We start from the raw sequence: 26,978 nt of genomic DNA on the forward strand, positions 1-26,978 counted from the left end.
AATACGGTTAGCTTGTCAGGAAAAATTGTCCACAAAGCTTATAGCTTTATCGGGTCACAGTCACACATACAGAGGGCAGCGCCAGTCCAGCAAACCGCCATCCCAAAACCGGTTTTGGGCTGCGCAAACAAGCCCTTTTATTATTCAAAAAGCATATAACTAGACAACCTTGAGAATAGGTATCGCCTCTCATATCGTGCTTGACACAATCAAGAGCGCGGACGGGAACCTGACAGAGAGCGTCGGAGGTCCTCCATGCTACTGCGGCATGACGGGCAGGCGGTTTGGCTTTGATATCCGCCTTGCGACGAGGGTCGGCAGCGACTTTCCGCAAGAGATGCGCAAGGTTCTGCGCGACAACGACTTGATACTGAGCGACAGGCAGGTTTCTTCAAGCGCGCCGACCACGCGGTTTAGCCTCATTTCAGAGAGCGAGTCGCGCCGGCTTGTGTTGAGCGCCAAATGCGATCCGCTGACTGTTGACGAGATCAAGGACATGAAGGTCGACTGCTGGCTGGCAAGCCCGGTGATCGACGAAGTCCCGCCAGACGTCCTTGCCGCAATAAAGCAGAGCAGAGGCAGAAAGGATTTCGTAATGCTCGACCCGCAGGGCTACATGCGGATAGTAACCGCTGCTGGCAGCGATGGGCAAGTTACGCTCAAGGATCGGCTTGACCTAGACCTATCGGGCATAACCGCGATCAAGGTCGATTCGCAGGAAATGTCTGCACTGACAGGAGGGCTGCAGGGCCTTGAGGGAATGCAGGCGCTGCAGTCAAGGGGAATCAGGTTCGTAGTTTCAACCGAGCACCGCGTAATCCACCTCCTTTACGAAAAGACACATTACTGGATCAAGATGCGGGATGTCGACACTCCAGACTCGACTGGTGCTGGCGACATTCTGTGCGCAGCGTTTACCTGCTCTTTTCTGAAGGAAAAGGACCCACTCTGGGCGATCTGCTTTGGGGCAGGCGCAGTCAGGGCTGCCCTTGAAACAAGAAAGGTCGGGCTTGCCAAGGTCCCGTCAATGTCCAAGATAGAGCAGAGCGCCTCCTACTTTTACAACACCGTCGGCTTCCAGCAACTCTCTTAGCTTTAAATCAGGCTCTAGGCAAACACTCCTATAGTAATAGCAATGAAAGTGGTGCTTTCAGGCGTCGACTCGCGAGATGGTGCACTCCTGTCCAAAGTGAAAAAGACGCTTGAATCCCTCGACGTCAGGACCCAGATAATGAAAGACGACGACTACGATACCGCAAAGGAGGTCGATCTCGTGATGGTGGCAGGGGGCGACAGAGGGATACTGGATTATTTCCACAAGGTCAAGACCGACTCTGCGCCAGTGCTTGGCATCTATGAAACAGACTCGACCGGCTTTCTTGCCCAGCTTGAAGTGCGCGACATCGAGTCGGCAATATCGCGCCTAAAGCGCGGCGACTACTCTGTTGACGAAGTATTCCGCCTGTCAGTCAAGGTCGACGGCAAGCAGGTCGATCCAGTATTAAACGACGTGGCAGTTTTCCCGAGCAAGAGCGCGACTCTGATGGAGCACGTCCTGCGCATAGACGGTAACGACATATGGCACGACAACAGCGACGGCGTCATCATTTCGACTCCGACAGGCTCGACGGCATACTCGATGTCTGCAGGCGGCCCGATGGTGCTCCAAAAGGCGCCAGTGTTTCTCGTGGTCTCTGTAAACTCGCTTGACAACACCCGCAGGCCGCTTGTGGTTCCAAACGACAGCAAGCTAGAGATCACCGACATCACCAGCAGGTATCACTGCGAGGTGGTGGTGGACGGGGGCCGCAGGATGCGGATAAAGGACAACCTTGAATGCTCAAAGCACGAGTTTCCTGCGCGCCTTGTCAGGCTTGCTGGTGACTCGTCGTCGGCCGCGTCGCTCATGGCAAAAAAAGTGCAGCTTGCGGAAGACATGCTCAGGATGCCGCCAAGCGCCAAACTGATACTAAAGACGCTAGAGTACGAAGGCGCGCTGAGCCAGAAGGACCTTGCGACAAGGACGATGCTGCCCGAGCGCACGATCAGACTCTCGCTGAGCCACCTCATCAACCAGGGCTACGTCAAGAAAAAGACGTCGCTGAGGGACGCCCGGCAGAGGATCTACGAGCTCAAGATTTAGCTAATGCTGCCGACTTTACGAACGCATCAAACGCCTGCTCTGGCTTGCCCGGCCTGCTGTTGAATTCTGCATGGTACTGCACAGCAAAGTAAAAGCGGTGGTTTGGTATCTCCAGTATCTCCATCCTCCTGCCGCTGTCAGAGTGGGCCGACAGGACAAGGCCGTTCTTGCTTACAAGGTCAAGATATTTCTTGTTGAATTCGTAGCGATGCCTGTGCCTTCTCCTTATTGCAGTAGAGCCGTAAACCTTGGCAGCAATGGTCTTGGGGTTTATTGCAATGTCGTGGGCGCCAAGCCGCATCGTCCCGCCCATGTCGTGTATGTTACGCTGCTCCGGCATAAAGTCTACCACAGGGTTCTTTGTGTTTGGCTCTAGCTCGGTGGAATTTGCATCGCCAAGCTTGCAGACATGCCTTGCAAATGCGACTATGGCCAGTTGGAACCCAAAGCAGATCCCAAGGTACGGGATGTTGTTTGCCCTTGCAAAGTTGGCCGCGCCGATTATCCCCTCGCTTCCGCGCTTGCCAAACCCGCCGGGGACAAGTATCCCGTCAAAATTCTTTAGCATCGACAGGCTCTGCTGCCCTCTGTTCTCAAACTTCTCAGAGTCGATCCACTGTATCTCTACCTTCTTGCCTATGCTGGCCCCTGCGTGCGACAGCGCGTGGTATATGCTGACATAACTATCGGGCAGCGTGACGTACTTGCCTACGACCGCTATCCTGACAGAGCCGCCATACTTTGAAAATGACTCTGCTATGGCCTTCCAGTCGCCCCACTGGGGAGTCGACCTCCGGAGCGCCAGCCTCTCTGAAATTGCCTTGAGCATCCCCTGACTTTCAAGCACTTCTGGCACCTTGTAGATCGACGGCGCGTCGTGGCATGAAATCACGCATTTCTGCTCGACGCTTGCAAACAGCGAAATCTTGCGCCGGGCGTCGTCACTCAGTGGCATCTTGCACCTGACCGCAAGTATGTCCGGCTGGATACCGATCCTGCGGAGCTCCTGAACGCTGTGCTGGGTAGGCTTTGTCTTTTGCTCGCCCACAACGTCAAGCACCGGCGCCAATGTGACGTGTATGAACAGCGTGTTTGACTGACCAAGCTCAAGCTCCATCTGCCGGAATGCTTCAAGGAATGGCAGGCTCTCAATGTCTCCTACGGTCCCGCCGCACTCTACCACCATGATGTCCAGCTTTTCGTCGCTTGCTATTTTACGCAGTGTGTTCTTTATCGCGTCAGTGACGTGCGGGATTATCTGGACGCACTGGCCAAGGTACTTGCCCTCCCGCTCGGCGCGGATGACATCCATGTAGACCCTTCCTGTTGTGATGTTGTGGTCCTTGGTCATGGCTATGTCGATAAAGCGTTCGTAATTGCCGATGTCCATGTCGCATTCGCCGCCGTCGTCTGTGACAAACACTTCGCCGTGCGCGACTGGGTTCATGGTGCCGGCGTCATAGTTGACGTAAGGGTCTATCTTGACGCAGGATATCTTGTAGCCGGCAAGCTGGAGGAGCTTTGCCGTTGAAGAGGTTATCACGCCTTTGCCGAGGCCGGACATGACTCCGCCTGTAACGAAAATGAACTTGCTCCCGTTTGGAGACTTGGACTGCACATTACGGTTTGGAAAGGCACCTTTTTATTCCTTTTTAGATTCGCAAGCGCTATGTTAATATGAAGAAAACGCGTCATAGACGTTGTTCTCACAAAAGATGGACAATAAGCAGATATCTTCTAAAAGACTCCGGGGCAGATCCGCAATAGAAGCCGCCCATGCCAGCGTCACCGGCGAAGACGAAGCAAGGCTTGACGCAACGATATCCAAGCTCTACGGCGTCAAAAGCGACGAAGCTGCAGAGATACACATCAACTACCACATCGACAAGATACTAGAGTCGCTTGCAAGGCGGGCAGGTGATAATGGCATGAAGAGACAGGCCCTTGCAGAGCGGGTGCAGCACCTTGACGTTTCTGGCGCGGCCAGTCAGGTGGCAAAGGGCAAGCTGACAGAAGCGGCAGCTGTAGATGCCCTTTTCAGGAGCCTCTCGACTATAGAACGTGGCGGCAAGACAATCGACGACAGGTTTAGCATCTACGACTGAGTTAGCTTTTTACGCCTGAGCAAGGAACCTTGCCAAAAGGTCTTCAAGGTCGTATTCGCTGTATTTACCATACAGGTTGTTCCTGCTGTGGTGCTGAGCGTCCAGATCGGACCAGAAGACGGCGTCGCAACTCTGGCATATATAGAGCTTCATCATACACAGGTTAAGCGCGCCCTGGCAAATTAACTTGTAGTACGTATTTTTAATATATACACATATATGCATATGCTGCAACCGCTTCCTTTTACGACTGGCCGATGTAGCCGACGTCGTTGAAGAATTCAATCAGCTTATTGACGTACTCGTTTTCACGGTTTATGCCGTACATCACGTTGGCATACTTGCTCTGAGTCACCCAGCCTATCCTTACAAGGTCGTCCAGATTGTTTTTGATATCCTCGCGCTTTAGGTGGGTTTTTTTGTGGAGCACATAAATCGTCGCCAGCTTACTCTCTTCGGCTAGCGCCCGGATTATCTTGACCTTGCCGATGCTGCCAAGCCCTGTCTCTATGATCTCCCTGCTGCTCATTGTTTCTGACGACATTGTTATTTTTCTCCGCCCTTGATCCTGTTCATTAGTGCCGGCTCTAGCTCTGCAAGCGACGCGCCGTGAAGCCCGATCTCTTTGAGCGACCTGATGTCGACAAGCCTCCTTGCCTTTAGGTCGTCAAGGTAGTCTTCGACATCTATCTTTTTCATGCCCAGCCGCTCGGCAAGCTCTGATGCATACAGTCTGACATCCTTGAGCTCGACGTACGGCTTCTTCTTGCTCTTTAGCGCCCGCACAAGCGCCATCAGGCTGACCAGATGGTTCTTTGATAATTGCTCGATCTCCTCAGTTGTTATCGAAGGGTGCACCTGCCCGTGCACCTTGCGGACGTGGTCAAGCGTTACCCTTCCTGTCCCCTGCGACTCGGCCAGGTTGCCTGCATAAAGCAAGAGGTCGAGGGCATACCTCACGTCGCCGTTTACCTCTGGAGAAGCAGTAATCTCTGCAACCTTGTCAATGACATCAGAGCCTATTGCCTTTGGGTTGAACGCCTGGCCTGCGCGGCTCTCCAGTATGTCGCTCACCTGCTCTATGGAATACGGGTGGAACTCCATCGGCACACGACCAAGCGTGCTCAGCTCTGCCGGATCGAGCCTGCTGTAAAACTCTGTGCTCCTTGCAATGAACACCACACCCTTGACATTGCAGGGCTTGTCCGGCTCGAATTCGTTGAGCCTTGTAAGGTCGTAAATGATGCCCGTGTCCTTGCTTGTCTTTATCAGGTAGTCAATTTCGTCCATGATGATCAGCGCGTACTGTTTGTTTTCCCGTAAGTATCTCAGCAAGTAGCGGAGCATCTCTTCTGCGCTCAGGCCCTGAGCAGGCAGCTCCGGCGCTATCCTCTCAAGCAGGAACCTGTAAATCGCATACTTGTTGCCCCCCTGCAGCTTCAGGTTGATATACGCTGTCTTTAGGACGAGCCGGCTTTTTACAAACTGTTCTTCAATAATTTTTGAAGACCGGAGGATAGTGGATGTCTTGCCGATACCTGCCACGCCCACCACCTGCAGGATCGTCAGCGGGAACCTGTCAGGATCCTTTGCTGCGTCAGAAAATACGTGGATTATTTGCTCTATCTGGGCCTGACGGTGCGGCAGCTCTTCCGGCACATATCGTGGTGATAGTTTCGACCTGTCGTGGAAGATTGCGCTTTCAGACATCTCTTCTCCAGCTATAATTGGATACGGGTAGTCCGTCAATATATATCTGAATAGAATTTAATACCTGCAAATCGCTACCTGCCCTGAACGCATGATGAGCAAGTTTGTCAGGACCGGCTTGGGGATAAAGCGCCTCGTAGACAATTCATTCAAGGCCATAGACGAGGGCGCGTACGATACGACGGCGTATTCGCTCACGCACGATGCGATAAGCCTCAGAAAGGCGATCACTTTGTGCCTCCACGCCCCGCTCATCAGTGAGGTAAAGTTCTCCTCGCCTTCGCAGGGCAGGATAAGGAGCAAGACTACTTCTTCGCTGGTAGAGATCGCAACCACTATGATAAAGTCGGGCGCAATCGGCCTGTCAGTCCTGACACAGCCCTATCTTTTTGAAGGCTCGATTGAATATCTGACGGCTATCAGAAAGGCAGTCAGCGCGCCACTGCTCATGAAGGATATCATCGTCAGCACCATCCAGATCGACGCGGGCAAAAAGGCCGGTGCAGATTGCATATTGCTTATCAAGACCATCTTTGATCAGGATTTGGCGGAAGAAAGCATGGAAAAGCTGGCCGAGTATGCGACAAATAAGGGCCTGCAGGTGCTAGTCGAAGTCCACACCGAGCAGGAGTTTGGCGAAGTGCTCAATGCAAAGTATCCATTGATTGGCATCAACAACCGCAACCTTGACAACCTGCAAGTGGACATTGCAACCACCGAGCGCCTGCTCAAAAACCACGACAAGGGTAAGAGCCTGATAATAAGCGAGAGCGGCATTGCCAAGCCAGCAGACATACAGTACCTGAGGAAGGCTGGCGCAGACGCTTTTTTGGTCGGGACGAGCATAATGGAGACAGGCGACATCGGGGCCAAGGTGGCCGAGCTGTACAACGCTCTTTAATTGCGAATCCCTTAATACCCCTTTTCAACTACCTGACTTGACACGCTTGTTGTTAGGCAGCTATCCTGTGGGCGGCAAATTCGGCAGGTACGGGGGCAAGTACATACCCGAGACGCTGGCCCCTGCAGTCGAGGAGCTCGAATCCGCCTACGAGAAGTACAGAAACGACCCTGAATTTCAAAAGGATCTTTCATACTATCTTACTGAATACGCCGGCAGGCCGACCCCTCTCTACTTTGCAAAGAACCTGACCGAGCATATCGGTGGCGCTAGGATTTACCTAAAGCGTGAAGACCTGCTGCATGGGGGCGCACACAAGACAAACAACACCCTCGGGCAGGCGCTCTTGGCAAAAAAGATGGGCAAAAAGAGGATAATAGCAGAGACCGGAGCCGGCCAGCATGGAGTGGGCACGGCAATTGCCTGCGCTGTTCTCGGGCTGCCTGCAGAGATTTACATGGGGGCAAAGGACGTCGAGCGGCAGAGGCTGAACGTCTTTCGCATGGAGCTCCTCGGCGCAAAGGTGCACCCCGTCCAGTCCGGGAGCAAGACGCTCAAGGACGCCATCAATGAAGCGATCCGCGACTGGATAGCCAACGTGAAAACGACCTACTACCTCATTGGCTCGGTGGTAGGCCCGCACCCATACCCTATGATGGTAAGGGACTTTCAGAGCGTCATTGGATATGAAATAAGGCAGCAGATGCAAGAGCTGGAAGGCAGACTGCCTGATGCAATGGTCGCATGCGTGGGCGGCGGGAGCAACGCAATGGGCTCTTTCTACCCGTTTGTTGACGATGCTGACGTAATGCTGTGGGGGGTGGAAGCAGGGGGAGAAGGGATCAAGTCTGGCAAACACTCGGCGACTCTGGCCGCCGGCTCTGAAGGCGTGCTCCATGGCATGTTCACCTATTTGCTGCAGGACAAGTGCGGCCAGGTCATAGAGACCCACAGCATTTCGGCGGGCCTCGACTATCCTGGCGTGGGACCGGAGCACGCTATGCTAAAGGACCTAAATCGCGCCAGGTATGCAGCATCCACGGACGATGAGGCAGTGGAGGGCTTTCTTGCGCTCTCTAGACTTGAGGGGATAATCCCTGCGCTTGAGCCATCACATGCAATCTCGTATGCCATGAAGCTTGCAAAGGAGATGGACAAGGACGATATCATAGTAGTCACACTTTCCGGGCGCGGCGACAAGGACGTCCAAGTTGTACAAGACTATCTTGATAACAAAGGGAAAAACAAAAAGAAGAAAAGACATGCCAAATAGAATCACCGAAAAATTCGGCGAGCTGGCAGGCAGGGACAAATGCGCGCTCATATGCTATGTCGTCGCCGGCTACCCTGACATCAAGACCTCGGAGCAGGTGATCGATGCTCTGGTAAAAGGCGGTGCCGACATTATCGAGATTGGAATCCCGTTTTCAGATCCTATCGCTGACGGACCCACGATACAGGCCGCGTCGAACAGCGCGCTCAAGCGCGGCATCACACCGGAAAAGGCACTACAGCTTGCAAAAAGCGTAAGGAAAAAGCACCCTGAGCTGCCGCTGCTTGCAATGACTTATTCTAACATACTTGTCCACGCCGGCATGGAGAAATTCATGTCGCGGGCCAAGTCGTGCGGTATCGACGGATTTATCCTGCCTGACATGCCTGTGGAGGAGGCAGAATCATACTCTGCAGCAGCATCAAAGCTCGGCCTTGCAACCGTATTCCTTGCTTCGCCCAACACGTCTGAAGTGCGGCTCAAAAAAATAGTTGACAGCACTTCTGGATTTCTGTACTTGGTCTCTGTCTTTGGCATAACTGGGGCCCGCAAGTCGTTTGAAGACTATACACTGAACGCAGTCAAGAGTGTCAAGCAGGCCGCCAGCGGCAGAGTGCCTGTGGCGGTGGGGTTCGGCATAAGCACACCGGCGCACGCCAAGTTCATGATAGAGGCCGGCGCCGATGCAGTCATTGTAGGCAGCGCAATCATAGACATGATAGCCAAGTCGTCTGGCAAAAAGATGCTAGCAGGGCTGCAGGAATTTGCCAGATCGATGAAAAAGGCCTGCAAAAAAAGTAGGACAAGATAAATTAACACAAGATCGCAAAACAAATCAAGCAATGAACGAAAGGCAGCTCAAGTCGCTGTTCTGCAGTGCGCTTGTATCAGGACACATAAAGAATAATGACCTCGTACCGACGGCTTTAGACATAAGGATCGTTCAGGAGGCTCATTCTCGCAGCTTTGACCTGCTAGTGGCGGCAATAACAAAAGAGCCGGCCGAAGATTATGCTCATTATAATAACCTGCTTGTGCGCACGCAGCTGCTGGAGCGGTTTGCAAGAAGCGAAAAATGCAGGATAGACTGCGTCAGTTTTTACCCAGTAGAAGTCAAATCAGACGATGACACACTGGACGATCGCCTGCCAAACCAGATAATTGATGCTATTCTGGCGTTTGGGTTGTCGATAGTGGTGCTTGACAGGAACCATTCAAAGAAAGCGCGCAGCCTAGCCAAGTTCCTGCCTGCAACTATAATTTGCTACACTGGAGTCGACGACCATTTTGAAGTCGTCTCAAAGTTTGACAGGCTTGTATCGACTGGCACTTTTAATCTGCACAGGACAAGCCTTGCAAGGACGCTTGGCCGAACCGACAACAGCAAGGCATACAGCCGGCTGGTTGCGCTGGAGCGTATACTACAGAAACTAACTTTCAACCAGATCTACTTTGAAAATCTTGGTCTGACTGAAGAAGAATTGGAATTTTTGCAGACGCTTGCAGGCGTTAGATTGCCTCCTGACGGCAGGAAAAGGATACCGAGGTTGATAAAAGAAACAGCCAACACCAAATTAACTGACTATTTTTGATTGGCAGTTTTTAAAGTTGCAGTGTCTTCTAACCGGAAGTCCTCTTTAATTCGGTCTTATCTAACATTGTTACTTTCCGTTATTATTCCATGTTTTGAACTAATGATCAAATGAGCCTTCTAGTTGAAGAGCAAGAACAGATGGAAGGAGTTCCGGTGTGTGGCGCAAACCTGTCGTCACCAGTAGTCGACACTGCGTACTACATAGACGAGATCCACTACAGAATAGGAAACAGGATGTACATTGAGAATGCAGACTAAGAAAAACTCTCAGGTTCCAGACATCGACGAAGATCGTGATCTAGAGCTGGAGAACATAATAGGGAACCTGATGATAGCACAGTACCAGGTAGACAAGTTGCGCTCTAGGCTTAGCGAGAGGGTCGGAGGGTACGGCTCCGCCAGCAACAAAAAGGGATCAGCGCACATTTTCAAGCACAACGACAAGTGGTACAAAGTGACAGTTCGAGTCGACGAAATGGTGATAAGCCAGCGGGACATAGCTGCCGACGAAATCAAATAGTGTGCGCTAAACAACGCACCACTTTTTTTCTTCTTCTATGTTATTATCGTCATTCTGGCGTGACAATGCCCGAGTTATCTCTTGCAAAAAGCATGTTGTTGAGCGTGACTTGAAACTTTGTGCCCCTGTGCTCCACAATGACCTCGATGTCGTCAAGCGAATCGGACACCTCCGCGCCTTCGAATTTTTTTATCACAACATGGATAGATTCATGGGATATCAAAGCCTCTATGAACGGCTCGATGAACTGAAAACTCCTGACGCCGGCCTTGGCGTCCCGCGCCGACTGGATTATAAGCATGGTTTCCTTGTGGTAGGTAAAATACGCCGGCGACTCATCTATTGCACACGCCAGCGCAAAATCATTAATCATATGAACGATCAGGATAGGCCGGATGAAAAATTAATCCTTTTCACCGTACAGCAGTTTCAGTTCTTCAAAACTTAGCTTTGATCCCGCTTCCAGTTTTTTCCTAGCTTCTTCCTTTACCTTGAACAGAGCGTCACTTGGCAGACCGTAGCCGTACTCTTCGCGCTGCCTTTTCCTCATCTCAGACATTGCGTCAAGCCGCGCGTTTATGGCATCAAACTGCTTTGCGATTTCATCATACTTGGCAAGATGCAGGTCGCGCTCCGGTGCCAGCTTTCTCTTCGAGTCATACAGCTTGTCCAGCGCGCTATTTATCTCTGATATCTTTGCCCTGAGCGAATCGCGCTCTTCGTCAAGCCGCCTTATAGCACTACTGATGCCGGCTGATTCATGCGTCAGCTGGGCAAGTTGATCCTTTATCGTGCGGGTGGCCTTGATGGCCTCCATCTTCATTGATGCTTCCTTTAACCTTGACAGGATCTCATTCTTTTCGCGCTCGCTCTTGTAGTCTTTGGTGTCCAAGAGCGCCTGATTATTCTGGACAGTTGCCTGCAGTTCTTCCTCTTTTTCAGGAGGAAGCCGGGCCTCCATCATTGAAAGAAAGTTCTTTGACTGAGAGATCTTTTCGCTCACGGCCAAAAGCTCGGCATTGCGCTTCTCGACCTCTGAGCGCACCTGCTTCAGTCTTTCAGTGTGAACGTCAAGGATGCTTCTCTGCTCCTTTATGTTGTCAGTTATGGCGCGTAGCTTGTTTCTGTCAATCTCGACAATCTTGTCTGTTATCTCTTTAAGCTCGCCAGCAAGCTTGCGCTTTAGGGCGACAAGTTCGTCCCAGCCAAGCGATTTCAGATCTCGGGTATCAGCAGCAGACAACGCATTATGCCTTAAAAGTAAAATGATATAAAAATTTAACAAGCGTGCGGTTTGCTTGAATGGTACACGGCTATTGAAAATCGCTGTCAAAATACTGTGATTGGTGCGGAAGCCGTCTTTTGTGGGCGAATTTCCCATCGTGACGGATGCCGATTTCTGGACTTGTTGGTGCATAGAACCGCAACGATTTCCAGCAAATAGGATGCGGCGGGACGAAGCTTTTGCCTAAATTCGTGCTCAAAATTGGCCTCTTTTCTCTTCACAAGAGCTGGATTTTTCAATTTGACCTATAAATTTCCCCAAGTTTGGGCTTATTTTCTGCTTAAACAGAGCAAAACAAGCGTGCATAGAGCTATTCTTATATCCAAGCGCACAAGACCTACGCCTGTTGGCAACAGTAGGATATTGCGTAAAATGCAAAGCAAAAAGGGAAATGAAGGGAGAAAAGCAGATAACTATGAAAAACGGCCGTCCGGCTACAACTGGAGCATGCTCGGTCTGTGGGACCAAGATGTTCAAGATCGGTGGCGGTGGTGGCGGAGGCGTCAAGGCCAAGGCCAAGAAGGCTACTGCCAAGAAGAAGGGGAAGGCCAAGAAGAGAAAGTAAAACTACACATGGGTCTAGGGGCCAGCTCCTAGGCACCTTTTTTATGTTTCAAGTTTTTGTTGTTGCTGCTGTTTTGTCGGATACCCCCTCCCCCTTCAGTGCATCATTCATTATATACTTCCTTTAAAAAAGATAGGGCATAATGGCTAATTCGTCAAAAAATGTGGCAGAATTGGAAATAGAGGACATTGAAGGAATCGGGCCAACCACTGCCCGCAAGATGAAGGAAGCAGGAATAAGTTCGGTGATGGAGCTGGCCACCGCAGTGGCCGACGAGCTCGCTACAGACCTTGGTAGCTCAAAAGAGACTGCTGCCACCTTTATCATGGCAGCTCAAAAGCTGCTGAGAGAAAGTGGCGTTCTAGACAACGAGTTCACCACGGCGGACGTCGAGCTTGAAAAGAGAAAGTCATTGCTACGCTGCAGCACTGGAGCAAAAGCCCTTGACGAGCTCTTGCTTGGCGGCGTAGAAACACAGGCGATTACCGAGTTTTACGGCGAATTTGGAAGCGGCAAGTCGCAGATATGCCATACGCTATGCGTGACTGCCCAGCAGCCGGTAGAAGAAGGTGGGCTTGGCGGAGGCGTGATACTTATTGACACTGAAGGGACGTTCAGACCTGAGAGAGTTGACCAGATTGCAAGGGCAAGAGGTCTGAATCCTGAAGAGATCTTGAAGAGGGTAGCGATATGCAAGGCGTACAACAGCAGCCACTTGGAGCTTATAGTCAAGTCAATGGGCAAGTACATCGACGACTTTAAGGCCAAGATGATAATAATCGACAGCATCATTTCGCTCCACCGCGCCGAGTTTTCAGGCAGAGGAACTCTTGCAGACAGGCAGCAGCGCCTCAACAGCATAATGCACAAGCTGGTAAGAATCGCTGAGATCTATAATATCGCAATCATTGTCACAAACCAAGTCCAGTCAACACCAGACACATTCTTTGGAGACCCGACCAAGCCGGCAGGCGGAAATGTAATTGGCCACGCATCGACCTACAGGGTGTACCTGCGCAAGGCTGGCAACGACAGGATCGCCAAGATAATCGACTCACCATACCACCCATACTCGGATGTCAGGTTCACCGTGAACGAAAAGGGTGTCGACGACATCGAGTCAGACGCGCCCAAAAAGAAATCTGCAAAGGAAAAGGATAGTGACGACTAGCTAGGTCAGAGAAACTTTTTCTCTGCCTCTTTTAATTTTTCTATATCACCGCAGTATTTTATCATCTGCAATAGCTTGTCCTGAGCTTTTCCACTCTTGATCGCATCTCCTGCAATTTCAACGCCATCCTTGAAATCGTGCGCAATCTTGCTCACAACCAGCGCGGCTGCCGCATTGAGAACTACGATGTCCTGCTTTTCCTTGCTTGCTTTGCCATAGATTGATTGCAGAGTGCTCCTGATCGATTCTTCCTTCGAATTCACTACCAACTGTTCCGGCTTGGCCACCTTCATCCCTACTGCCCTTGGGTGGAGGCGTATCCTCTTTGTCTGCCTGTCGCCTGACACCCACAAAACATCATTTTCGCACGTGTTTGACAGCTCGTCAAAGCCGTCGTGCGCGTGGACTATCATTGCTTCGTTAATGCGCCCTTGGCACACTTGGGCAAAGACATCAAGAAGCGTCGGCTCAAAGACACCTATCACCTGACCGGAAATGTTGGTGCAGGGGTTGCTCAGCGGGCCTACCATGTTAAACACGGTCCTGATCCCGATAGCCTTTCTTGCGGCCGCAACGTGCTTCATTGAAGGGTGGAACAGAGGAGCAAACATGAACCCGATCCTGGTGCTTTCGATGCACGACTGCACCTTTGCCGGTGGGGCATTCAGATCAAGACCGACATATTCGAAAAAGTCTGCGCTCCCGGAAAGCCCTGACACCGACCTGTTGCCGTGCTTGGCAACCTTGGCGCCAGCGGCAGATGCCACTATGGCGGCCGCAGTGCTGATGTTAAATGACCTTATAGAGTCGCCTCCCGTGCCGCATGTATCAATGAGCGGGCCCTGCACGTTGGGAGTGATCTTCGTGGCATGATTTTGCAAGGAACACAGGACCGAGCCCAATTCCTCTGCAGTCTCGCCCTTCATTGCAAAGGCAACCAAGAACGCCGATATGGCAGCATCAGGTATGCTTCCACTGAGAATCGCATCAAGCGCTAAGGAAACCTCCTTGTCTGATAGATTGGTCCTCGCAACCAGCTTTCTTATTGCAGGCCGCAAGTCAGGCTGCTGCGCACTCATCTTTTCACCATCGAAAGAAAGTTCTGGAGCATCTTGCGCCCTTCACCAGTAAGGACCGACTCTGGGTGGAACTGGACGCCTTCAATCGGATACTGCTTGTGCTTGATGCCCATTATCTCGCCGTCGTCAAGCGCTTTTGCAGTGACCTTGAGACAATCGGGGATCGAGTCTTGCTCTGCCACAAGCGAGTGGTAGCGCGTGGCCTTGAACGGGTTTGCAACATTTTCAAAGATCCTGTCCTCCTGCATGTATTGTATCGGGCTTGTTTTACCGTGCCTAACCTTCTTGGCATTGATGACCTTGCCTCCAAAGGCATGGACTATGCCCTGATGCCCTAGACAGACCCCCAGTATCGGCGTCTTTGGTCCGAGCTCTCTGATGATATCAGTGCAGACCCCGAAATACTTGCGATCGGCTGGGTGGCCGGGGCCCGGAGATATCACTATCCCATCCGGGTTCATTTCCTTGACCTGCTCAAGCGTTATCTTGTCGTTTCTGACCACCACCGGCTCTGCTCCAAGTTCGCCAAGTATCTGCGCAATATTGTATACGAACGAGTCATAGTTATCAATTACAAGGATTTTCATTCAGAACCCCACTTGAGAGTAGATTGTCAGCCGGAACGTGCCAGTCGGCGCCAAAAATGACCGCCTCTTTGCATTGCTCTCCATATTTTTACATGCTTGCACCGTATTTAAGTTTAGTGCACTGTCTCGGGAAAAATACAGTCAAAATTTAGGAATCTATATAATGCATGGAAACTATTGACAGCATGTTCGCATTTCAGGTGTGATTGGTTTTGGTCAGAGTCTTCATAAATGGTTACGGAAACATAGGCCGGCGTCTTGCCAGCGCGCTCTCTGTCGATAAAGAGATCCAGTTCATCGGGGTGGCAAAATATACAGTAGACGACAAGGTCAAGGAAGCGCTTGACAACCACTACAACGTTTTTGTCCCAAAGGAGATGATAGGCGCGTTCAAGGACAAGGGCTACAACGTGACAGGCGCTGTTGAAGAAGCCGTAAAGCAGAGCGACATTGTGGTGGACGCCGCAAAGGAAGGAGGAGGCTACGACAATAAAAAGAGCCTGTACGAGCCGATGAACAAGCCGGCGATATTTCAGGGCGGCGAAGACCGCCACGGCGAGCATGCAGTGGCAGACATGATCCACAATTCACGTGTAAACTATTCCAAAGCCGCAGGCAAGACCTACGTCATACAGGGCAGCTGCAACGTCTCCGGCATGGGCAGGATAATGCAGCCGCTGATTGAAAAGTTTGGCAACCGAATAAAGCGCTATGACGTTGAGCTCATAAGGAGGTGGGCAGACCTTGAGGACACCAAACCCGTCAAGGACTCGATCGAGTGGGATAGGAACCCGCACCACCAAGAAGACGTCAAGGACTTTATCCCGTCTGCGAATCTTTATGTTGATGCTTTCAAGGTGCCATCCCGCATGATGCACTTGCACCAGATGTTTATCCGGTTCAGCGACCGCGCGCCAACAAAGGACGAAATACTGGAATGCTTTAGAAACGAGTTTGGAGTCGCTATAATCAGCTCCGCCAAGGGCACCGGCGATGTCAGGAAGAAGGCCCTTGAGCTTGGGTTTGCGCACGGCGACACCAACATGGTGCACATACACCAAGACATCATAAGAGTGCAGGACGACGTAGTCAAGATCGGCTATTCTGACGACCAGACTGGCATGGTGATACCGGAAAACCACATGCTGCTCCAGTCCATGGTCTTCAAGCGTCCAAGGGAAGAAGCTCTCAAGAGGACTGACAACCTCTTTCAGGTTTCCAAAAAGCGCAAGATTCTAGAAGAGGAATTCAAGTGACGCAGGCATCAAGGAACTCGCAACTTTCTGTTATGAATTGATTGATGTCCTGTAAAGACAGGTACACGAGCTACAGCGTAAAGTCCAGCAGCTGCACCATGGACACTAATCAATCATATCTCGTGGAGCTTGTCAAATAAAAAGGAAGAAAGGCTAGGGATGGAAGCAACGTCCCTTGCTTGCATTAAGCGCCGGAGCACTGTGTGGTAACCCATTTTGGCATCCTGCCGCTTCTGCTTCTGGGGCCGTTGCAGCACTCATGATGACAACAACTCCAAGAATTCCTAACGCTGCCGCCAATGCTACAATAACAATTGCCGTCTGATTCATTAGTTGTAGGACGGAGCGATTCCTGATTAAGTAGATGTTGGTGTTATCGCGTAGAAAAAAATTATGAAGTCACTATTACTTCAAAATTCTCTCTCTATTTTAATCCCTTGGTTTGTCCTTCCAGTTTTTACTATCACTGAACCTTTAATCTCCTCCTCTGAGCTGTTGTGTATTATAATGGCAGCAGCAGAAACAGGGATCCACAATAACAAAGCCAAGAAGTCTGCTAGATCTGATGCAGCAAATGTGGAATATGTAGTAGATTGCATTTTGCTATTCTATCACCACCGGAAAAATCATGTCAACTGGACCGGTGATCAAGTGGGAGAACTAGACCCTGACTGCCAGTTCTGCAAGCCACATATGGAATTGAAGACATCTGGAAAATGACATCCACAGAGATGGACAAGTCATAACTTTTTTAGAAATCGGTTTCTCTTTAAAAACAATAACCCTCATCTATTCTTCTTCCATCTTCTTCAATTGTCAATATGGCATTAGGAGAAAAGGCGTTTGAAGAAAGCGGCAACGTAGTAGGCTTCAAGGTAACAAAGGTGCACCCAATAGAAGGGACAACGATGGAAGTAAGTTTTGCATATGTGACATTAAGGGCACCATCGCAAGATTCTCAAGTGGCAAAAATGTTGTGGCTCTGTGGCACAATGACACACAATATATACCCACACATCCACATGGCGCAATAGAGATGCAAGCAAGCTATCCATATATGGATTTTTTACGACAGCGGCTGAAGAGGGCGGAGGAGAAAGATCTCGGTTCATGTGGTGCGCTCATGAGAAGAGCAGGGTTTGAGAAGGTAGAAAGAGAAGAAGAGGTTTTTGGTGATGGTCAGCGGATATATATATTATACAAATTCGCAGAAATTGTCATGAATGAATGACCTTATTTTTGCATTGGAATCAGAGATTTTGACTCACCTATGACACAGTGATTCAGAACAACGGCATACGAATGGAAGTAGAAGCCAAGCCCTACTTGCCCGGAGATTGATAGCCGATACTTTGAGCTTTTGGGCTTGGTGTGTGTGCATAAGCCTGTGCCCTTGTTCACTAATAGGTCAGTATCGTTGTTATTTGGTATTCAGGCTTGTTACCCTTAAAAGTTAAAAAACTGATAATACGAATTAGAAAGGTGAATTGAAACTCAATAATAAGCCCGGCCACCACCGTATATGATGATGAGGATGCACCTAATAGCGGCGACCTGGCGAGTCAGATTGTTCAGATCTTCCGTAGCGTATACGACAATCGACTAAATATAACCGGTTTGGAATCTCGTCCTCTCAAATAATTCTGAAATGCAAGTCCTGCTCATGGACTCCTGCCGCCAACCACATGATATATTATCAGTGTCATTCCCGGACGGCGACTTGCGGCTGCAGATAGAAGACTAATTGTCAACATGAATATGAAGACTTGGAAAGTGGATAGCCAAGCACAAGTAGCTATTGTATCCAAAATACCGACGAGTCGACAGAACCCTCAATAGATCCAAAAGGATGCTAGCGGTGAAAGATTACATGCCTCTCTCCGCTAGAATATGCCAATTCAAACTTTACACAAAAGCCAAATGATTCAAGAAAATTCTTTATCCTGTCATAATGCTGCGGATCATCATCTATATTATGAACTTCTATGAGAATGGAGAGGCCGGGGTTATTTGCCATTATTTGCGTCGCCCCTTTAATCACTTCAAACTCGGCGCCCTCTACGTCTATCTTTATCCAGTCTACCCTGCTGATGCCAATTAAATGGAGTATCTTATTCAGCGTGCAAGCATCGACGTCTACATATGCATTCTTGCTGTGAGCTCTGGATGACATGACTGTGTTGTAAATTTCTGAAGAGGTCACTTTGTAAAGCCGCAATCTTGTATCCTCAGAGTAAGCAGCGTAATTGAGTGGCAAAACGTTCGTCAATTCATTTAATTCAATATTGTAATTCAAAATTTTGAAATTGTCCGGATCAGCCTCGATGGCAACGACCCTGCCCATTGGGCCTACTGCTTTTGAGCTGACAATGGTGTATCTGCCGATGTGCGCGCCGACATCTACTACTACATCTCCGCTGCTTGGAGTAAACTTTTGCAGAACTTCTAGCTCTCTGCTTGGAGTATAGTCGCCACTGTTGATCCTGCATAGGTAGCTGTAGCCATACTTTGGGACGCGTACCTTTATCAGTTTGTTTCTATTTTTGCGATGATACAATCTCAATAGATGATAGGATGGGCTTTCGTAATCTGCAAGCCAAAATCGCTGCAGGAATTTTATCTTGTCCCTCCTTTTTTGGCCTAAAAGCAGACGCGCCGATCTCCTTGATGTAAGAAAGATGGCTTTTGGAAGGAACATGATCGCTCTATCGATTTCTGGAACATAGCCTTCTACGTATTCTCCCGTTAGCCAAGAAAGAAAGTGGTAGTGGTGGCCGCTACTGCCTTTTGCCAATGCGAAACAGAATCGCTCACTTTATTTATTTAGGTGCCCATGCCAAAGAATAATCAGGCACTCAAGCTGCCTATAATAACTAATAAAACAATCATGTCCTAAACGGGCGCCCTCCTTTCCTTGCAAGTATGTGCTTCTCGCCGTTATCATATGTCCTTTCAAATTCGATTTCAAATGCATGCGATCTGAGCAGCTCCAGCACCGGCCTGTAGGTCTCCCTGCCGTGGACTTCAATAAGAAGTGAAATATCCTTGCTTGCTGCAAGTATCTGGCTGCTGCCTTTAAGGACCTCATATTCTGCCCCCTCAACGTCTATCTTTAGCCAGTTGATCCTGTCGTGCCCCACCCCTGAGGTTTTGACAATGTAGTCTAGTGTGTGTGCCTGAACCTCGATGTACCTCTTTTCCGCTGCCTCGTGATATTTCGATACAAGGTAACCGGCCATCAAACTGTGGTGCATCGTGTATCCGAGCTGCTCGTCTGGTAGGTACAGCCTGAGCCCTGACTTCTCTTCAGAGAATGCGGCGCAGTTTAGCGCAATTACGTTTGATACGCCATTGAGCTCGATATTCCTGCACAGCATTTTGTAATTGTATGGATGGGCCTCGACGGCTATCACCCTTCCATCCCTGCCTGTGCTTTTTGCAGCCGTTAGCGTGTATCTCCCCATGTGCGCCCCCACGTCTACGACTACGTCGCCGCTTCTCGGACGAAAAACTTGGCGCAATATGTCATCTTCATGCTTGGTCATGACTACAAAGTCTTCCTTGTTGAGCGGGCAGTACGCCCTGTATTTGTCATGGTTGTGAACAGGTATTTCGAGCAGCAGCAACAGCTTGCCGTTGTCCAGCCCAAACAGCCTGATCGAGTGGAACAAGAAATCCTTGAAGTTGATCTGCTTTTCAATAAAGAGCGAGTCCCTCTTTGCCCTTCCAAGCAGAACCCTGAGCGATACCCTAGTCCCGAGGTAGGCCGCCCTTAGCAAATTTATGACAGCCCTGTCGAAAAGGCGAGCGCCTCTGACCTCTTTAAGCCACCATGCGTTGCTCCCGATGTGTTCCAAGCCTCTGTCGACGGTATGCGCGTTAGAACCCACTGCTGATGATCTATCCATATGCATCCCACATAATGTGGCGCTTTTTGCCGCAGCTTCATGATAGTCAACTAAGCTTAAGTGGATTTCCTCAAGATGTTCAGGTATATGCGGGCTTGCTTGTTTTTTCTTGGGCAGCAAAAAGTACATCCTATTGGATTTGCGCTTGCGTCTTCTTTTTTCCTTTAATAATGCCTTTTCCTGCCTCTTCATAGATCTGCATGTGCTGCCTAGCCACATGCTCCCATCGCAGCTTTTGCCGGAATTGTTCTACATTACTAGAATACTTTCCATAGTTCCTGTCCAGTTTGGACAATGCCTTGACAAATGACTTTTGATCTCTGTGCGTGATAATGCCAAGCCCCATTTTGGCAAATTCTTTAAAGAATTCCAGATCTGACGCCACAAATGGAAGGCCGTGCGCCAGAGCATCAAACATCACGCCAGATCCTGACGCAATCTTGTACGGAAGCAGGACTGCGTCGCATGCGAGCATCAATGTCGACAGGTCTTCGTCGCTTAGGAATCCTCTCTGCAGGTCTATGACGTCGCTCCTGCCGGCAAAAAATCCTGTTGTTTCAAGGTTTTCGTTGTTGTAATGGCTTCTTGATGAATTGATCACAAGCGCCCAGCCCTCTGGCATTCGCATCTTTTCAAGGATGTCCCATCCTTTTGTCATAGTCCTAAAGCCAATGACGACAGCCAGCTTTTTCTCGTATGGCAGCGACATTCTGCTTCTGGCCTCCTTTTTGCCAGGGACTGGAGAAACGGTGGGCTCGGCTCCATGATAAACGATGTGCCCGCCGCCCAAGATCTTGGTCATGTAGTGTGAAAAGCATATCCCTGCCTGGCTCAGCGCGAGTTTTTCCTTGTTCAAATCATGAAAAGAATTGTAATGTAGTAGGCTCTTCCACATCCTCACTGCCAGTCGCACAGGGACGCCAAACTTGCCTGTTCTGCCAGTCCTCTTTACGAGAAGCGACTGTCCAACCCATTCCCTAAAAGTGTACGCAGAGTGAAATGTGGTCACGATGGGTACTTTGCAATTTTCATAGAAAGAGTCGATGTACGTCGCGCTCTTCCTTGGATCTACGGCATCAAGAAACAATCCATAAAGTCCGGGCTCAAACTGCACATGCACAATGTCTGGCTTTACGTCGTCGACGATCTTCAAAAGGTTATCCGAGTTTCTAGGGTTTGAAGGAGAAATAGAGCCAGCATAATCTCCCTTTCCCTTCTCGTCGCATACTACTATGACTTTATTAGACCCGTATTTTTCTAGCGCGCGGGTGAGGTTGGCGGCATAGCGGCCTACTCCGCCGGGCATCGGAGGGTATTCTGTCGAAACCATCAGTATTTTCTTCAATGTCACTTATTACTGCTACCTCCTGCGCTGGAGATTCTTCTCTGGCCTTTGAGCATATGTATTTTGCAAACCTTCTAAACGAAACAAGAGCAACCTCTCCTTTTGCAGTTTAAGAAACATTTTTTATAATGCGGATTACTTGTTACGCGCTGCGCCTGTTCATCGATAGAGCTCAACATGCTTGGTATCATGCTAGAGCATTGTCCCTTTTTTCAACACCCTGCCGCGCAGTAGTGGTACTGGCGGCTGGAACTGCTCCAATGGGCAGGCCCTGTGACAATTTCTTCAACTCATTCTTGAATGCGTCGATCTGCTTCTTCTTTTCGTCTGTCAGCATGTTGTTAGCTCTCAGGATCGCCTCCGTAGCATCCAGCTGCAGGATGCCCATCGGTATCATCAGGTCTCTCTCTTTTCCCGGGGCCGCCCTGTACAGGTACGGGTTTTCCTCGATGGCTACCGCCTGCTCTATCCTGAACTGTCTCTTTCTGTGGATATAGTGCCCTCCAAGTATGCTCAGGATAGTGAAAACTACCGTCGCTACAACAAGAAAGACCCATATGTTTGAGAACATTGCATTGAGGATAGGAATATTTTCAAGCAGCAGCCTGTATTGGATCGTTATCCAGTTGGATATTGCGATAAATAGCGCTATGTAGGCTGAATAAAATTGCCTTGATTCCCAGAATCTCCTACCAATCCACTCCCCAAGGCTCATTTTGTTTCTAAAAATAGTTCTCGCTGTCATATTCCTGATCATATTATCAGACAGACTCCGTATAACAGATTTTATGTAAGGGAATAGAAAACTTTAGCCTAAGAATTGTACATCTTTTTTGCTGAACCGTTTCCGTAGCAAGTGATGCACTTGGAATAAAATCTGGTATGCTCCTCCGCAATCCGATCCCACCTCAGCCTTGGCGCAAACTGCTCGACGTTCCTTTTGAATTTTCCATATTCTCCTGCAAGGGTGAAAAGCGCCTTGGCCAATGCAGCCGGGGTCCTTTCGCTCGTTATGCCAAGCCCCATTTTGGCAAATTCTTTAAAGAATTCCAGATCTGACGCCACAAATGGAAGGCCGTGCGCCAGAGCATCAAACATCACCCCGGAGAGCGAGACTACCCTATATGGAAATATGATCGCATCACAGGCAGATAGGAGTTTTGACATAGTGACATCATCCATGTATCCAAGATCAAGGCTGATCGTAGATTCTTTTTTCAGTGACAGCGGCTTTTCTACACCGCGTTCATGGCGCGTCTGCTTGACCACTATCGACCAACCCTCAGGCAGTTCCAGTCTGTCCAGCAAGTCAAAGCCTTTGTACGAGCCGACGTAGCCAAAGGCCAGCAAAAGCATCCTGTTGGTAGGCAGTCCAAACTGCTTTCTAAACTCCTCTTTGTTGTTTCTTGGCATGGCGGCAGTAGTGGTGCTGGTGATTGTAGTCTGTGCTGACACAGTTCTGATGTTAGTGGTTGAATTGGAGGATGGCAGATGGGAACTCGCTTCTGATGACAAAAGGGCGGGCTCTGCACCATGATAAATGACGGTGCCCCGTTTGACTACATTGTGAATCGTCTCTGCAGGACTTATTATCTCAGTAGAGAGGCGAACTACTTGCAGTAGCAGATCATATCTCCGCTCCATCACCCACTTCCTTATGGCTATCCGGAACGGGGTAGGCAGGAATCCAAACCTGCCCTCCTTTCTCCGCGCTCTTTCTTTTATGTAGCCCTGATATTCTTCATAAGGAAAGACCGTATGCAGCGTCGAGACGGTGGGTACGGGGCATGCCCTGTAAAATTTATCAAGTGTTGACCCGTGAAGTATCCTGTTTATGGTATGGCAGACAGTGGTATCGATTTCATAAAGGCCCCTCTCGTACTGTATGTTGACGATATCCGGTTTGAGCTCCTCGACCAACCTGAGCAGCCTATCTGAATTTCTCCTGTCCCCTTTTTTGATTATGCCATATACTTTGTGGCCGTCAAGGCCGGGGTCGTTGACGCCATCGCCGCTACTGTTGCTGTTATTGTTAGCCAGCTTTTCAACAACGGTGCTGGTTGCGACCCACACCTGCTCGATATCCGCCCTCTTGCTCAGCGCCCGTACAAGGTTGCGTGTATACCTCGCAACTCCTCCTGTCATTGGCGGGTATTCGCCTGAAACCATCAGTATCTTCAATTTTTTCTCTCACTCGCACATTCATGCGTACTTGCAATCTTCTTCTTATGCTGCCTCTGCTGGCTGCGACCTTTTGCCAGCCTCGATTGGCACGCTTTTGACCTGCTCTATGTACTTCTTGATCTCTTTTTTGAATTCCTTTGAAGAAAACCGCATTGCCATGTTGCGCATGCGCCGCCGTGCCGTCTTTGAATGATCGCCGCTATCAATAATTCTGGCTATGCGGTCTGCCGCCTCCCTTACTGTGCCGTATTGATACTCTGCTGGAACAATTTCGCTGCATCCCCCATAGGACGGGACAACGGGCACGAGCCCAGCCGACATTGCCTCTACGATCGACATGCCAAAGTGCTCGCCTGCCATCGTATGAAGGTACACACTGCTTTTCGACATGGAATCCAAGAGCTCTTCGTTCGTGGCGTTTGGTTTCAGCCTGACCCTGTTGCCAAGGCCGTGCCGCTCTATCATGTTTTGAAGCGACTTAAAATAGGAAGTGTTGGCCCGCATGAGCGCACCCGCGATTTCAAATCTCGTATCTGGCAAGAGAAGGGCAACCTTGATGGCGTTTTCAATCTGCTTCTCGGGTGAAAACCGGGACACCGTCAGAACCTGTGAGCCGTCTGCAATGTCCGAGTCGCAGGCGTTTGAGAACCTATCGGTATCTACGGGCGGATAGAGAACGCGAACATCGATATCCGGGAAGACCTTTTTTATGGCGTTCTTGCTAAATGCAGAGTTGACAAGGACCAACCCTAGATTATTATTATTCCTCGCTGCGCGCTTTGCAAGAAAAGATGAAATGGATTGATACGGCTTGAAATATGCTCTCCAGAAGAGAGAGTTTTCGTACTTCCAATTCCTGAACTCCTCGGAACTTGTAAGCAGAAAGGCAGGAAAATGCACGTACGAAATCTGGCGTGAGCCTTCAATGTGGTAAGGTAAAAGGTCGCCGTGGGTGTTGAGTACGATGTCTGCGCCGTGAATGCGGCTTGATAGCAGGACCGTCATCAGCTTCTGGTACATGCCAAAATAGTTAGCCTTGAATGGCAGGAGTGATATCATGTGCTTGATTTGAAGGTCTTTGCCGTATGCCTTGGCAACGCGTTCTAGGTCGGGCGGCTGGACAGTGATAAGGTCGACCTCGTATCCAAGCTCGTGAAGCGACTCTATTGCGTCTATAGCGACGGTAGTTTCTCCACCAAGCGTATTGAGTGTATGGTGTATTACGGCAGCCTTCACAAACCATGTCAATCATAATATCGATATTACTACTTGCAAAAATTCGTACATTATCTAATGCTATGAAATACTTCTATTTTGGCGACATTAGACATTCTACTGAAGAAGAATTCAAGCCGGATTCTGGTGCTGTGGTTGCTAGTTAAATAGCCATGATGTCATTGTATAGTTATGAAAAAATTCAACAAAACACAGTCATACGGCAAGTGTGAATGCATCTGCCACAGAAGGCCAAACACCGACTATTGTGGTTACTGCTCGCCTGCACATGTTAGAACGCAAGGATAAAAGGGATTTTACAAATCTCTTAGTTGCTGTTATTGTCATCATCATTATACTTGACGACACAGGACTTTGTTATTCTGCGGTGGGCCGAGTAATAGGCCAATACAAGCAGTCCGATCGCAAGCAGACGGAGCGGAAGCTGATAGTTTGACAGGATGGTTGACGCGGCAACTCCTGCAGTGCCAAAGGTGGTCGCAAGGTAAAAGCCGACTGAAGAGCAGCCCGCGCACACGCTAGAGACAGTACCAAGGGCAGAGCCAGAAAAAAATGATGACGACGATCTGCTCGCTCCTGACTTGGAATTTCTGGCAATATAGACGTTCATGCTGACAATTATGCCAATTAGTGGCACGGTGATGTTTGCCAGGACAAAGCCGGGGATTGCGTCCTGCGGTATTGGATAGTAAAAGTCTAAAGACGGCGAAAACAGCAGCAGGCCGTCCAAGGCGTTGAATATTATCCAGAACCCAACCGTGACTGTGGCAGCCAGTGCTATGTATGGCTTTGAGAATACTATCCTTGCTGAGAGCCCGGCAGGCACCATATTGTTGTTGGGCATGCTAAATGGCCCTACTCCTATTATTCTTTAAGTGGCATGGAAGAATTCAAATAGTGTTCTGAGCCATAGTAGGTTGCTTGGCACAACTACAGTCAAAGAAGGAATGTGCCCTCTGCGGTACGACTCTACCTGTTGGAAGCGAGGTCAGCATATGCAACGAGTGCATGAAGTGCGCCGACTGCTGCGTCGGTCTTGAAAAGTTGAAGGAATAATACATACGTGCTTTGAGCTTATTCACGTTTCGCACCCGGCTACAAATTATGCAACAAAAAATTCCAAAGCAAAAGGCAAGACACCATCTTCTCCTATATGATGTTATAGAAATATCTTCAAAATTTATATACAATAGAAAACGAACAGTTCGAATAGAAAATATTCTGTGAGGAATGGTTAAGATTACAAACCATTTTTCTGCTCTTGATGGCATTGGCCAGCGGCTTTGCCGGCTTGATATCGCCATCGTTGTTTTCTGTGCAGGATTGCCTATGCAGCATCTTTTACTATAGATGACACTCCGGCCAACTGCGAAGCAATACCACTTAACGGCGGCACTAGCAACGTCATGTCGATTACCGCCATCAATACATGGCAGATAGAGACGGCATCCTATCACTTGGTTCGGCTGACTCGCTCACTGTCAATTCAGGCATAAATCTGAGAATAATGTCTACTACCGGCACCATCGACAATGACGGCAGCATCAATATCATCCAGTGCAACTGAATATTCACTGGATCAGTAACAAGTGGTAACGCTCTGGCGGATGCCTGCGCGCCCGTAGCAACCACCGCGTCTATCTCTATAAATGAAGACAACGCTGTGGCGTTTACACTTAACGGCATAAACCCAGACGCCCAGCCAAGCTTTGCAGCCGTGTCGCTACAGTTTTCAGTGGTGTCGGGGCCCTTTAGCGGCACCCTCTCTGGAACTACGCCTAACCTGACCTGTACTCCGAATGCAGGTTTCTCCAGCACTGACAGCTTTACTTTCGGGGTAAACGATGGCGCCAGCAATAGCACGGCTGCCACTGCGTCGATAACCGTCTCTACCAATTCTGGAAGCAGCAGCGACAGTGAAGGAAGTGGAGGGAGCGGCAATGGCAGCAGCCGCAAAGTGATATTGAATCCGCAGACTGGCAAGCCTTCCACCATCACCACTACTACATATCCAGAGAGCTACTTTGAAGAGAACCCGCTTGATAAGATTCAGATACTCTACATTCCTTGACCTGTCTGGAGTCAGCATTTCTCAATCAATCATATGATAGGAGGT

32 protein-coding genes and 1 pseudogene are annotated in these 26,978 nt (G+C 49.6%); 17 read left to right on the forward strand and 16 right to left on the reverse strand.

The genetic code is table 11. The features are described from left to right. Nucleotides 1–169 precede the first annotated feature (169 nt). Together NGAR_RS07710 and NGAR_RS07715 are read left to right on the forward strand one after the other, a co-directional pair. On the forward strand, nt 170–1,093 hold the full coding sequence (locus NGAR_RS07710) for a PfkB family carbohydrate kinase (protein WP_015019125.1): 924 nt from the start codon (nt 170–172) through the stop codon (nt 1,091–1,093). A gap of 42 nt (nt 1,094–1,135) precedes the next feature. Next, nucleotides 1,136–2,143 (forward strand): NAD(+)/NADH kinase, encoded by a 1,008-nt coding sequence (locus NGAR_RS07715; RefSeq protein ID WP_148681150.1) that lies wholly within the window; start codon nt 1,136–1,138, stop codon nt 2,141–2,143. Here the strand turns inward: NGAR_RS07715 and NGAR_RS07720 are convergent. Further along, entirely contained in the window at nt 2,133–3,761 is a 1,629-nt protein-coding gene (locus NGAR_RS07720) for a CTP synthase (protein ID WP_015019127.1), read from the reverse strand. The genes NGAR_RS07715 and NGAR_RS07720 overlap by 11 nt on opposite strands. Before the next feature lie 82 nt (nt 3,762–3,843). Between NGAR_RS07720 and NGAR_RS07725 the strand changes: the two genes are divergently transcribed. After that, nucleotides 3,844–4,248 (forward strand): hypothetical protein, encoded by a 405-nt coding sequence (locus NGAR_RS07725; protein WP_148681151.1) that lies wholly within the window; start codon nt 3,844–3,846, stop codon nt 4,246–4,248. 9 nt (nt 4,249–4,257) lie between these two features. On the opposite strand, the gene NGAR_RS17430 is transcribed toward NGAR_RS07725, so the two are convergent. The 3 genes from NGAR_RS17430 to NGAR_RS07735 all read right to left on the reverse strand — a co-directional run bounded on the left by NGAR_RS17430 (nt 4,258) and on the right by NGAR_RS07735 (nt 5,958). Next, entirely contained in the window at nt 4,258–4,404 is a 147-nt protein-coding gene (locus NGAR_RS17430; RefSeq protein ID WP_187147720.1) for a hypothetical protein, read from the reverse strand. A gap of 88 nt (nt 4,405–4,492) precedes the next feature. After that, a complete protein-coding gene (locus NGAR_RS07730; protein ID WP_015019130.1) occupies nt 4,493–4,792 on the reverse strand; it encodes a hypothetical protein in 300 nt (99 codons plus the stop codon). Nucleotides 4,793–4,794: 2 nt separating this feature from the next. Next, nucleotides 4,795–5,958: a Cdc6/Cdc18 family protein gene (locus NGAR_RS07735; RefSeq protein WP_148681152.1), complete on the reverse strand. Its 1,164-nt coding sequence runs from the start codon at nt 5,956–5,958 to the stop codon at nt 4,795–4,797. Between the two features lie 91 nt (nt 5,959–6,049). Here NGAR_RS07735 and NGAR_RS07740 point away from each other — a divergent pair, with 91 nt between their 5' ends. The 6 genes from NGAR_RS07740 to NGAR_RS07760 all read left to right on the forward strand — a co-directional run bounded on the left by NGAR_RS07740 (nt 6,050) and on the right by NGAR_RS07760 (nt 10,246). Continuing rightward, on the forward strand, nt 6,050–6,859 hold the full coding sequence (locus NGAR_RS07740; RefSeq protein ID WP_015019132.1) for an indole-3-glycerol-phosphate synthase: 810 nt from the start codon (nt 6,050–6,052) through the stop codon (nt 6,857–6,859). A 49-nt stretch (nt 6,860–6,908) separates the two neighbouring features. Continuing rightward, a complete protein-coding gene (trpB, locus tag NGAR_RS07745) occupies nt 6,909–8,132 on the forward strand; it encodes a tryptophan synthase subunit beta (protein ID WP_148681153.1) in 1,224 nt (407 codons plus the stop codon). Beyond that, nucleotides 8,122–8,943: a tryptophan synthase subunit alpha gene (trpA, locus tag NGAR_RS07750; protein ID WP_015019134.1), complete on the forward strand. Its 822-nt coding sequence runs from the start codon at nt 8,122–8,124 to the stop codon at nt 8,941–8,943. Before trpB ends, trpA begins: the two co-directional genes overlap by 11 nt. Before the next feature lie 31 nt (nt 8,944–8,974). Further along, nucleotides 8,975–9,724: a hypothetical protein gene (locus NGAR_RS07755; protein ID WP_015019135.1), complete on the forward strand. Its 750-nt coding sequence runs from the start codon at nt 8,975–8,977 to the stop codon at nt 9,722–9,724. 110 nt (nt 9,725–9,834) lie between these two features. Continuing rightward, nucleotides 9,835–9,984, forward strand: coding sequence for a hypothetical protein (locus NGAR_RS17435; RefSeq protein ID WP_187147721.1), 150 nt, complete (start codon nt 9,835–9,837; stop codon nt 9,982–9,984). Continuing rightward, on the forward strand, nt 9,974–10,246 hold the full coding sequence (locus tag NGAR_RS07760) for a hypothetical protein (protein WP_015019136.1): 273 nt from the start codon (nt 9,974–9,976) through the stop codon (nt 10,244–10,246). The genes NGAR_RS17435 and NGAR_RS07760 overlap by 11 nt, the downstream gene beginning before the upstream one ends. Before the next feature lie 49 nt (nt 10,247–10,295). Here the strand turns inward: NGAR_RS07760 and NGAR_RS07765 are convergent, their stop codons facing one another. Both NGAR_RS07765 and NGAR_RS07770 read right to left on the reverse strand, forming a co-directional pair. Next, nucleotides 10,296–10,619: a hypothetical protein gene (locus NGAR_RS07765; RefSeq protein ID WP_015019137.1), complete on the reverse strand. Its 324-nt coding sequence runs from the start codon at nt 10,617–10,619 to the stop codon at nt 10,296–10,298. 30 nt (nt 10,620–10,649) lie between these two features. Then, a complete protein-coding gene (locus NGAR_RS07770) occupies nt 10,650–11,489 on the reverse strand; it encodes a coiled-coil domain-containing protein (RefSeq protein ID WP_015019138.1) in 840 nt (279 codons plus the stop codon). Between the two features lie 388 nt (nt 11,490–11,877). Here NGAR_RS07770 and NGAR_RS19330 point away from each other — a divergent pair. Next, nucleotides 11,878–12,015: pseudogene (locus NGAR_RS19330) on the forward strand (DUF5679 domain-containing protein); the annotation flags it as partial. Between the two features lie 223 nt (nt 12,016–12,238). After that, nucleotides 12,239–13,267 carry a DNA repair and recombination protein RadA gene (radA, locus tag NGAR_RS07780; RefSeq protein WP_148681155.1) on the forward strand — a complete coding sequence of 343 codons (1,029 nt, stop codon included), beginning with the start codon at nt 12,239–12,241 and terminating at the stop codon, nt 13,265–13,267. Between the two features lie 5 nt (nt 13,268–13,272). Here radA and trpD read toward each other — a convergent pair whose 3' ends face one another. Both trpD and NGAR_RS07790 read right to left on the reverse strand, forming a co-directional pair. After that, on the reverse strand, nt 13,273–14,346 hold the full coding sequence (gene trpD / locus NGAR_RS07785; protein ID WP_015019140.1) for an anthranilate phosphoribosyltransferase: 1,074 nt from the start codon (nt 14,344–14,346) through the stop codon (nt 13,273–13,275). Then, nucleotides 14,343–14,933 (reverse strand): anthranilate synthase component II, encoded by a 591-nt coding sequence (locus NGAR_RS07790; RefSeq protein WP_015019141.1) that lies wholly within the window; start codon nt 14,931–14,933, stop codon nt 14,343–14,345. The genes trpD and NGAR_RS07790 overlap by 4 nt, the downstream gene beginning before the upstream one ends. 212 nt (nt 14,934–15,145) lie before the next feature. On the opposite strand from NGAR_RS07790, the gene NGAR_RS07795 reads away from it, so the two are divergent. Beyond that, nucleotides 15,146–16,189: a type II glyceraldehyde-3-phosphate dehydrogenase gene (locus NGAR_RS07795; RefSeq protein ID WP_148681156.1), complete on the forward strand. Its 1,044-nt coding sequence runs from the start codon at nt 15,146–15,148 to the stop codon at nt 16,187–16,189. A 410-nt stretch (nt 16,190–16,599) separates the two neighbouring features. On the opposite strand, the gene NGAR_RS07800 is transcribed toward NGAR_RS07795, so the two are convergent. Then, nucleotides 16,600–16,788 carry a hypothetical protein gene (locus NGAR_RS07800; protein ID WP_148681157.1) on the reverse strand — a complete coding sequence of 63 codons (189 nt, stop codon included), beginning with the start codon at nt 16,786–16,788 and terminating at the stop codon, nt 16,600–16,602. A gap of 222 nt (nt 16,789–17,010) precedes the next feature. On the opposite strand from NGAR_RS07800, the gene NGAR_RS07805 reads away from it, so the two are divergent. Both NGAR_RS07805 and NGAR_RS07810 read left to right on the forward strand, forming a co-directional pair. After that, a complete protein-coding gene (locus NGAR_RS07805; protein WP_015019144.1) occupies nt 17,011–17,223 on the forward strand; it encodes a hypothetical protein in 213 nt (70 codons plus the stop codon). Nucleotides 17,224–17,225: 2 nt separating this feature from the next. After that, nucleotides 17,226–17,420: a hypothetical protein gene (locus NGAR_RS07810; protein WP_148681158.1), complete on the forward strand. Its 195-nt coding sequence runs from the start codon at nt 17,226–17,228 to the stop codon at nt 17,418–17,420. Nucleotides 17,421–18,041: 621 nt separating this feature from the next. Here the strand turns inward: NGAR_RS07810 and NGAR_RS07815 are convergent. The 7 genes from NGAR_RS07815 to NGAR_RS07845 form a co-directional block, all read right to left on the reverse strand. Continuing rightward, nucleotides 18,042–18,983, reverse strand: a complete 942-nt coding sequence (locus NGAR_RS07815) for an FkbM family methyltransferase (protein ID WP_015019146.1) — start codon at nt 18,981–18,983, stop codon at nt 18,042–18,044. A 91-nt stretch (nt 18,984–19,074) separates the two neighbouring features. Further along, nucleotides 19,075–20,097 (reverse strand): FkbM family methyltransferase, encoded by a 1,023-nt coding sequence (locus NGAR_RS07820; protein ID WP_187147722.1) that lies wholly within the window; start codon nt 20,095–20,097, stop codon nt 19,075–19,077. A 130-nt stretch (nt 20,098–20,227) separates the two neighbouring features. Further along, complete coding sequence (locus NGAR_RS07825; RefSeq protein ID WP_148681160.1) at nt 20,228–21,448, reverse strand: glycosyltransferase family 4 protein; 1,221 nt, start codon at nt 21,446–21,448, stop codon at nt 20,228–20,230. A 181-nt stretch (nt 21,449–21,629) separates the two neighbouring features. Further along, the gene (locus NGAR_RS07830) at nt 21,630–22,157 is read right to left on the reverse strand and encodes a hypothetical protein (RefSeq protein WP_148681161.1); all 528 of its coding nucleotides are present in this window, start codon (nt 22,155–22,157) and stop codon (nt 21,630–21,632) included. Between the two features lie 98 nt (nt 22,158–22,255). Continuing rightward, nucleotides 22,256–23,623: a glycosyltransferase gene (locus NGAR_RS07835; protein ID WP_015019150.1), complete on the reverse strand. Its 1,368-nt coding sequence runs from the start codon at nt 23,621–23,623 to the stop codon at nt 22,256–22,258. Between the two features lie 45 nt (nt 23,624–23,668). Beyond that, on the reverse strand, nt 23,669–24,874 hold the full coding sequence (locus tag NGAR_RS07840; RefSeq protein WP_148681162.1) for a glycosyltransferase: 1,206 nt from the start codon (nt 24,872–24,874) through the stop codon (nt 23,669–23,671). A 295-nt stretch (nt 24,875–25,169) separates the two neighbouring features. Further along, the gene (locus NGAR_RS07845) at nt 25,170–25,706 is read right to left on the reverse strand and encodes a hypothetical protein (RefSeq protein WP_015019152.1); all 537 of its coding nucleotides are present in this window, start codon (nt 25,704–25,706) and stop codon (nt 25,170–25,172) included. A 77-nt stretch (nt 25,707–25,783) separates the two neighbouring features. Between NGAR_RS07845 and NGAR_RS18780 the strand changes: the two genes are divergently transcribed. The 3 genes from NGAR_RS18780 (at nt 25,784) to NGAR_RS07850 (ending at nt 26,933) form a co-directional block, all read left to right on the forward strand. Continuing rightward, entirely contained in the window at nt 25,784–25,918 is a 135-nt protein-coding gene (locus NGAR_RS18780; RefSeq protein WP_266190403.1) for a hypothetical protein, read from the forward strand. 373 nt (nt 25,919–26,291) lie between these two features. Beyond that, nucleotides 26,292–26,429, forward strand: a complete 138-nt coding sequence (locus tag NGAR_RS17440) for a hypothetical protein (protein ID WP_187147723.1) — start codon at nt 26,292–26,294, stop codon at nt 26,427–26,429. Nucleotides 26,430–26,462: 33 nt separating this feature from the next. Beyond that, nucleotides 26,463–26,933: an Ig-like domain-containing protein gene (locus NGAR_RS07850; RefSeq protein ID WP_228369347.1), complete on the forward strand. Its 471-nt coding sequence runs from the start codon at nt 26,463–26,465 to the stop codon at nt 26,931–26,933. Nucleotides 26,934–26,978: the final 45 nt, after the last annotated feature.

Origin of the sequence: Candidatus Nitrososphaera gargensis Ga9.2 (genome assembly GCF_000303155.1) — an archaeon.
GTDB lineage: Archaea > Thermoproteota > Nitrososphaeria > Nitrososphaerales > Nitrososphaeraceae > Nitrososphaera > Nitrososphaera gargensis.

Bases quoted from the DNA above. Each gene is read 5' to 3' on its own strand.
- NGAR_RS07715 (WP_148681150.1), top strand. From the start codon at position 1,136: ATGAAAGTGGTGCTTTCAGGCGTCGACTCGCGAGATGGTGCACTCCTG.
- NGAR_RS17430 (WP_187147720.1), bottom strand. From the start codon at position 4,404: ATGATGAAGCTCTATATATGCCAGAGTTGCGACGCCGTCTTCTGGTCC.
- NGAR_RS07730 (WP_015019130.1), bottom strand. From the start codon at position 4,792: ATGTCGTCAGAAACAATGAGCAGCAGGGAGATCATAGAGACAGGGCTT.
- NGAR_RS07735 (WP_148681152.1), bottom strand. From the start codon at position 5,958: ATGTCTGAAAGCGCAATCTTCCACGACAGGTCGAAACTATCACCACGA.
- NGAR_RS07740 (WP_015019132.1), top strand. From the start codon at position 6,050: ATGATGAGCAAGTTTGTCAGGACCGGCTTGGGGATAAAGCGCCTCGTA.
- trpA (WP_015019134.1), top strand. From the start codon at position 8,122: ATGCCAAATAGAATCACCGAAAAATTCGGCGAGCTGGCAGGCAGGGAC.
- NGAR_RS07755 (WP_015019135.1), top strand. From the start codon at position 8,975: ATGAACGAAAGGCAGCTCAAGTCGCTGTTCTGCAGTGCGCTTGTATCA.
- NGAR_RS17435 (WP_187147721.1), top strand. From the start codon at position 9,835: ATGAGCCTTCTAGTTGAAGAGCAAGAACAGATGGAAGGAGTTCCGGTG.
- NGAR_RS07760 (WP_015019136.1), top strand. From the start codon at position 9,974: ATGCAGACTAAGAAAAACTCTCAGGTTCCAGACATCGACGAAGATCGT.
- NGAR_RS07765 (WP_015019137.1), bottom strand. From the start codon at position 10,619: ATGATTAATGATTTTGCGCTGGCGTGTGCAATAGATGAGTCGCCGGCG.
- radA (WP_148681155.1), top strand. From the start codon at position 12,239: ATGGCTAATTCGTCAAAAAATGTGGCAGAATTGGAAATAGAGGACATT.
- trpD (WP_015019140.1), bottom strand. From the start codon at position 14,346: ATGAGTGCGCAGCAGCCTGACTTGCGGCCTGCAATAAGAAAGCTGGTT.
- NGAR_RS07790 (WP_015019141.1), bottom strand. From the start codon at position 14,933: ATGAAAATCCTTGTAATTGATAACTATGACTCGTTCGTATACAATATT.
- NGAR_RS07800 (WP_148681157.1), bottom strand. From the start codon at position 16,788: ATGCAATCTACTACATATTCCACATTTGCTGCATCAGATCTAGCAGAC.
- NGAR_RS07805 (WP_015019144.1), top strand. From the start codon at position 17,011: ATGGCATTAGGAGAAAAGGCGTTTGAAGAAAGCGGCAACGTAGTAGGC.
- NGAR_RS07810 (WP_148681158.1), top strand. From the start codon at position 17,226: ATGCAAGCAAGCTATCCATATATGGATTTTTTACGACAGCGGCTGAAG.
- NGAR_RS07820 (WP_187147722.1), bottom strand. From the start codon at position 20,097: ATGGATAGATCATCAGCAGTGGGTTCTAACGCGCATACCGTCGACAGA.
- NGAR_RS07830 (WP_148681161.1), bottom strand. From the start codon at position 22,157: ATGAGCCTTGGGGAGTGGATTGGTAGGAGATTCTGGGAATCAAGGCAA.
- NGAR_RS07845 (WP_015019152.1), bottom strand. From the start codon at position 25,706: ATGCCCAACAACAATATGGTGCCTGCCGGGCTCTCAGCAAGGATAGTA.
- NGAR_RS17440 (WP_187147723.1), top strand. From the start codon at position 26,292: ATGGCAGATAGAGACGGCATCCTATCACTTGGTTCGGCTGACTCGCTC.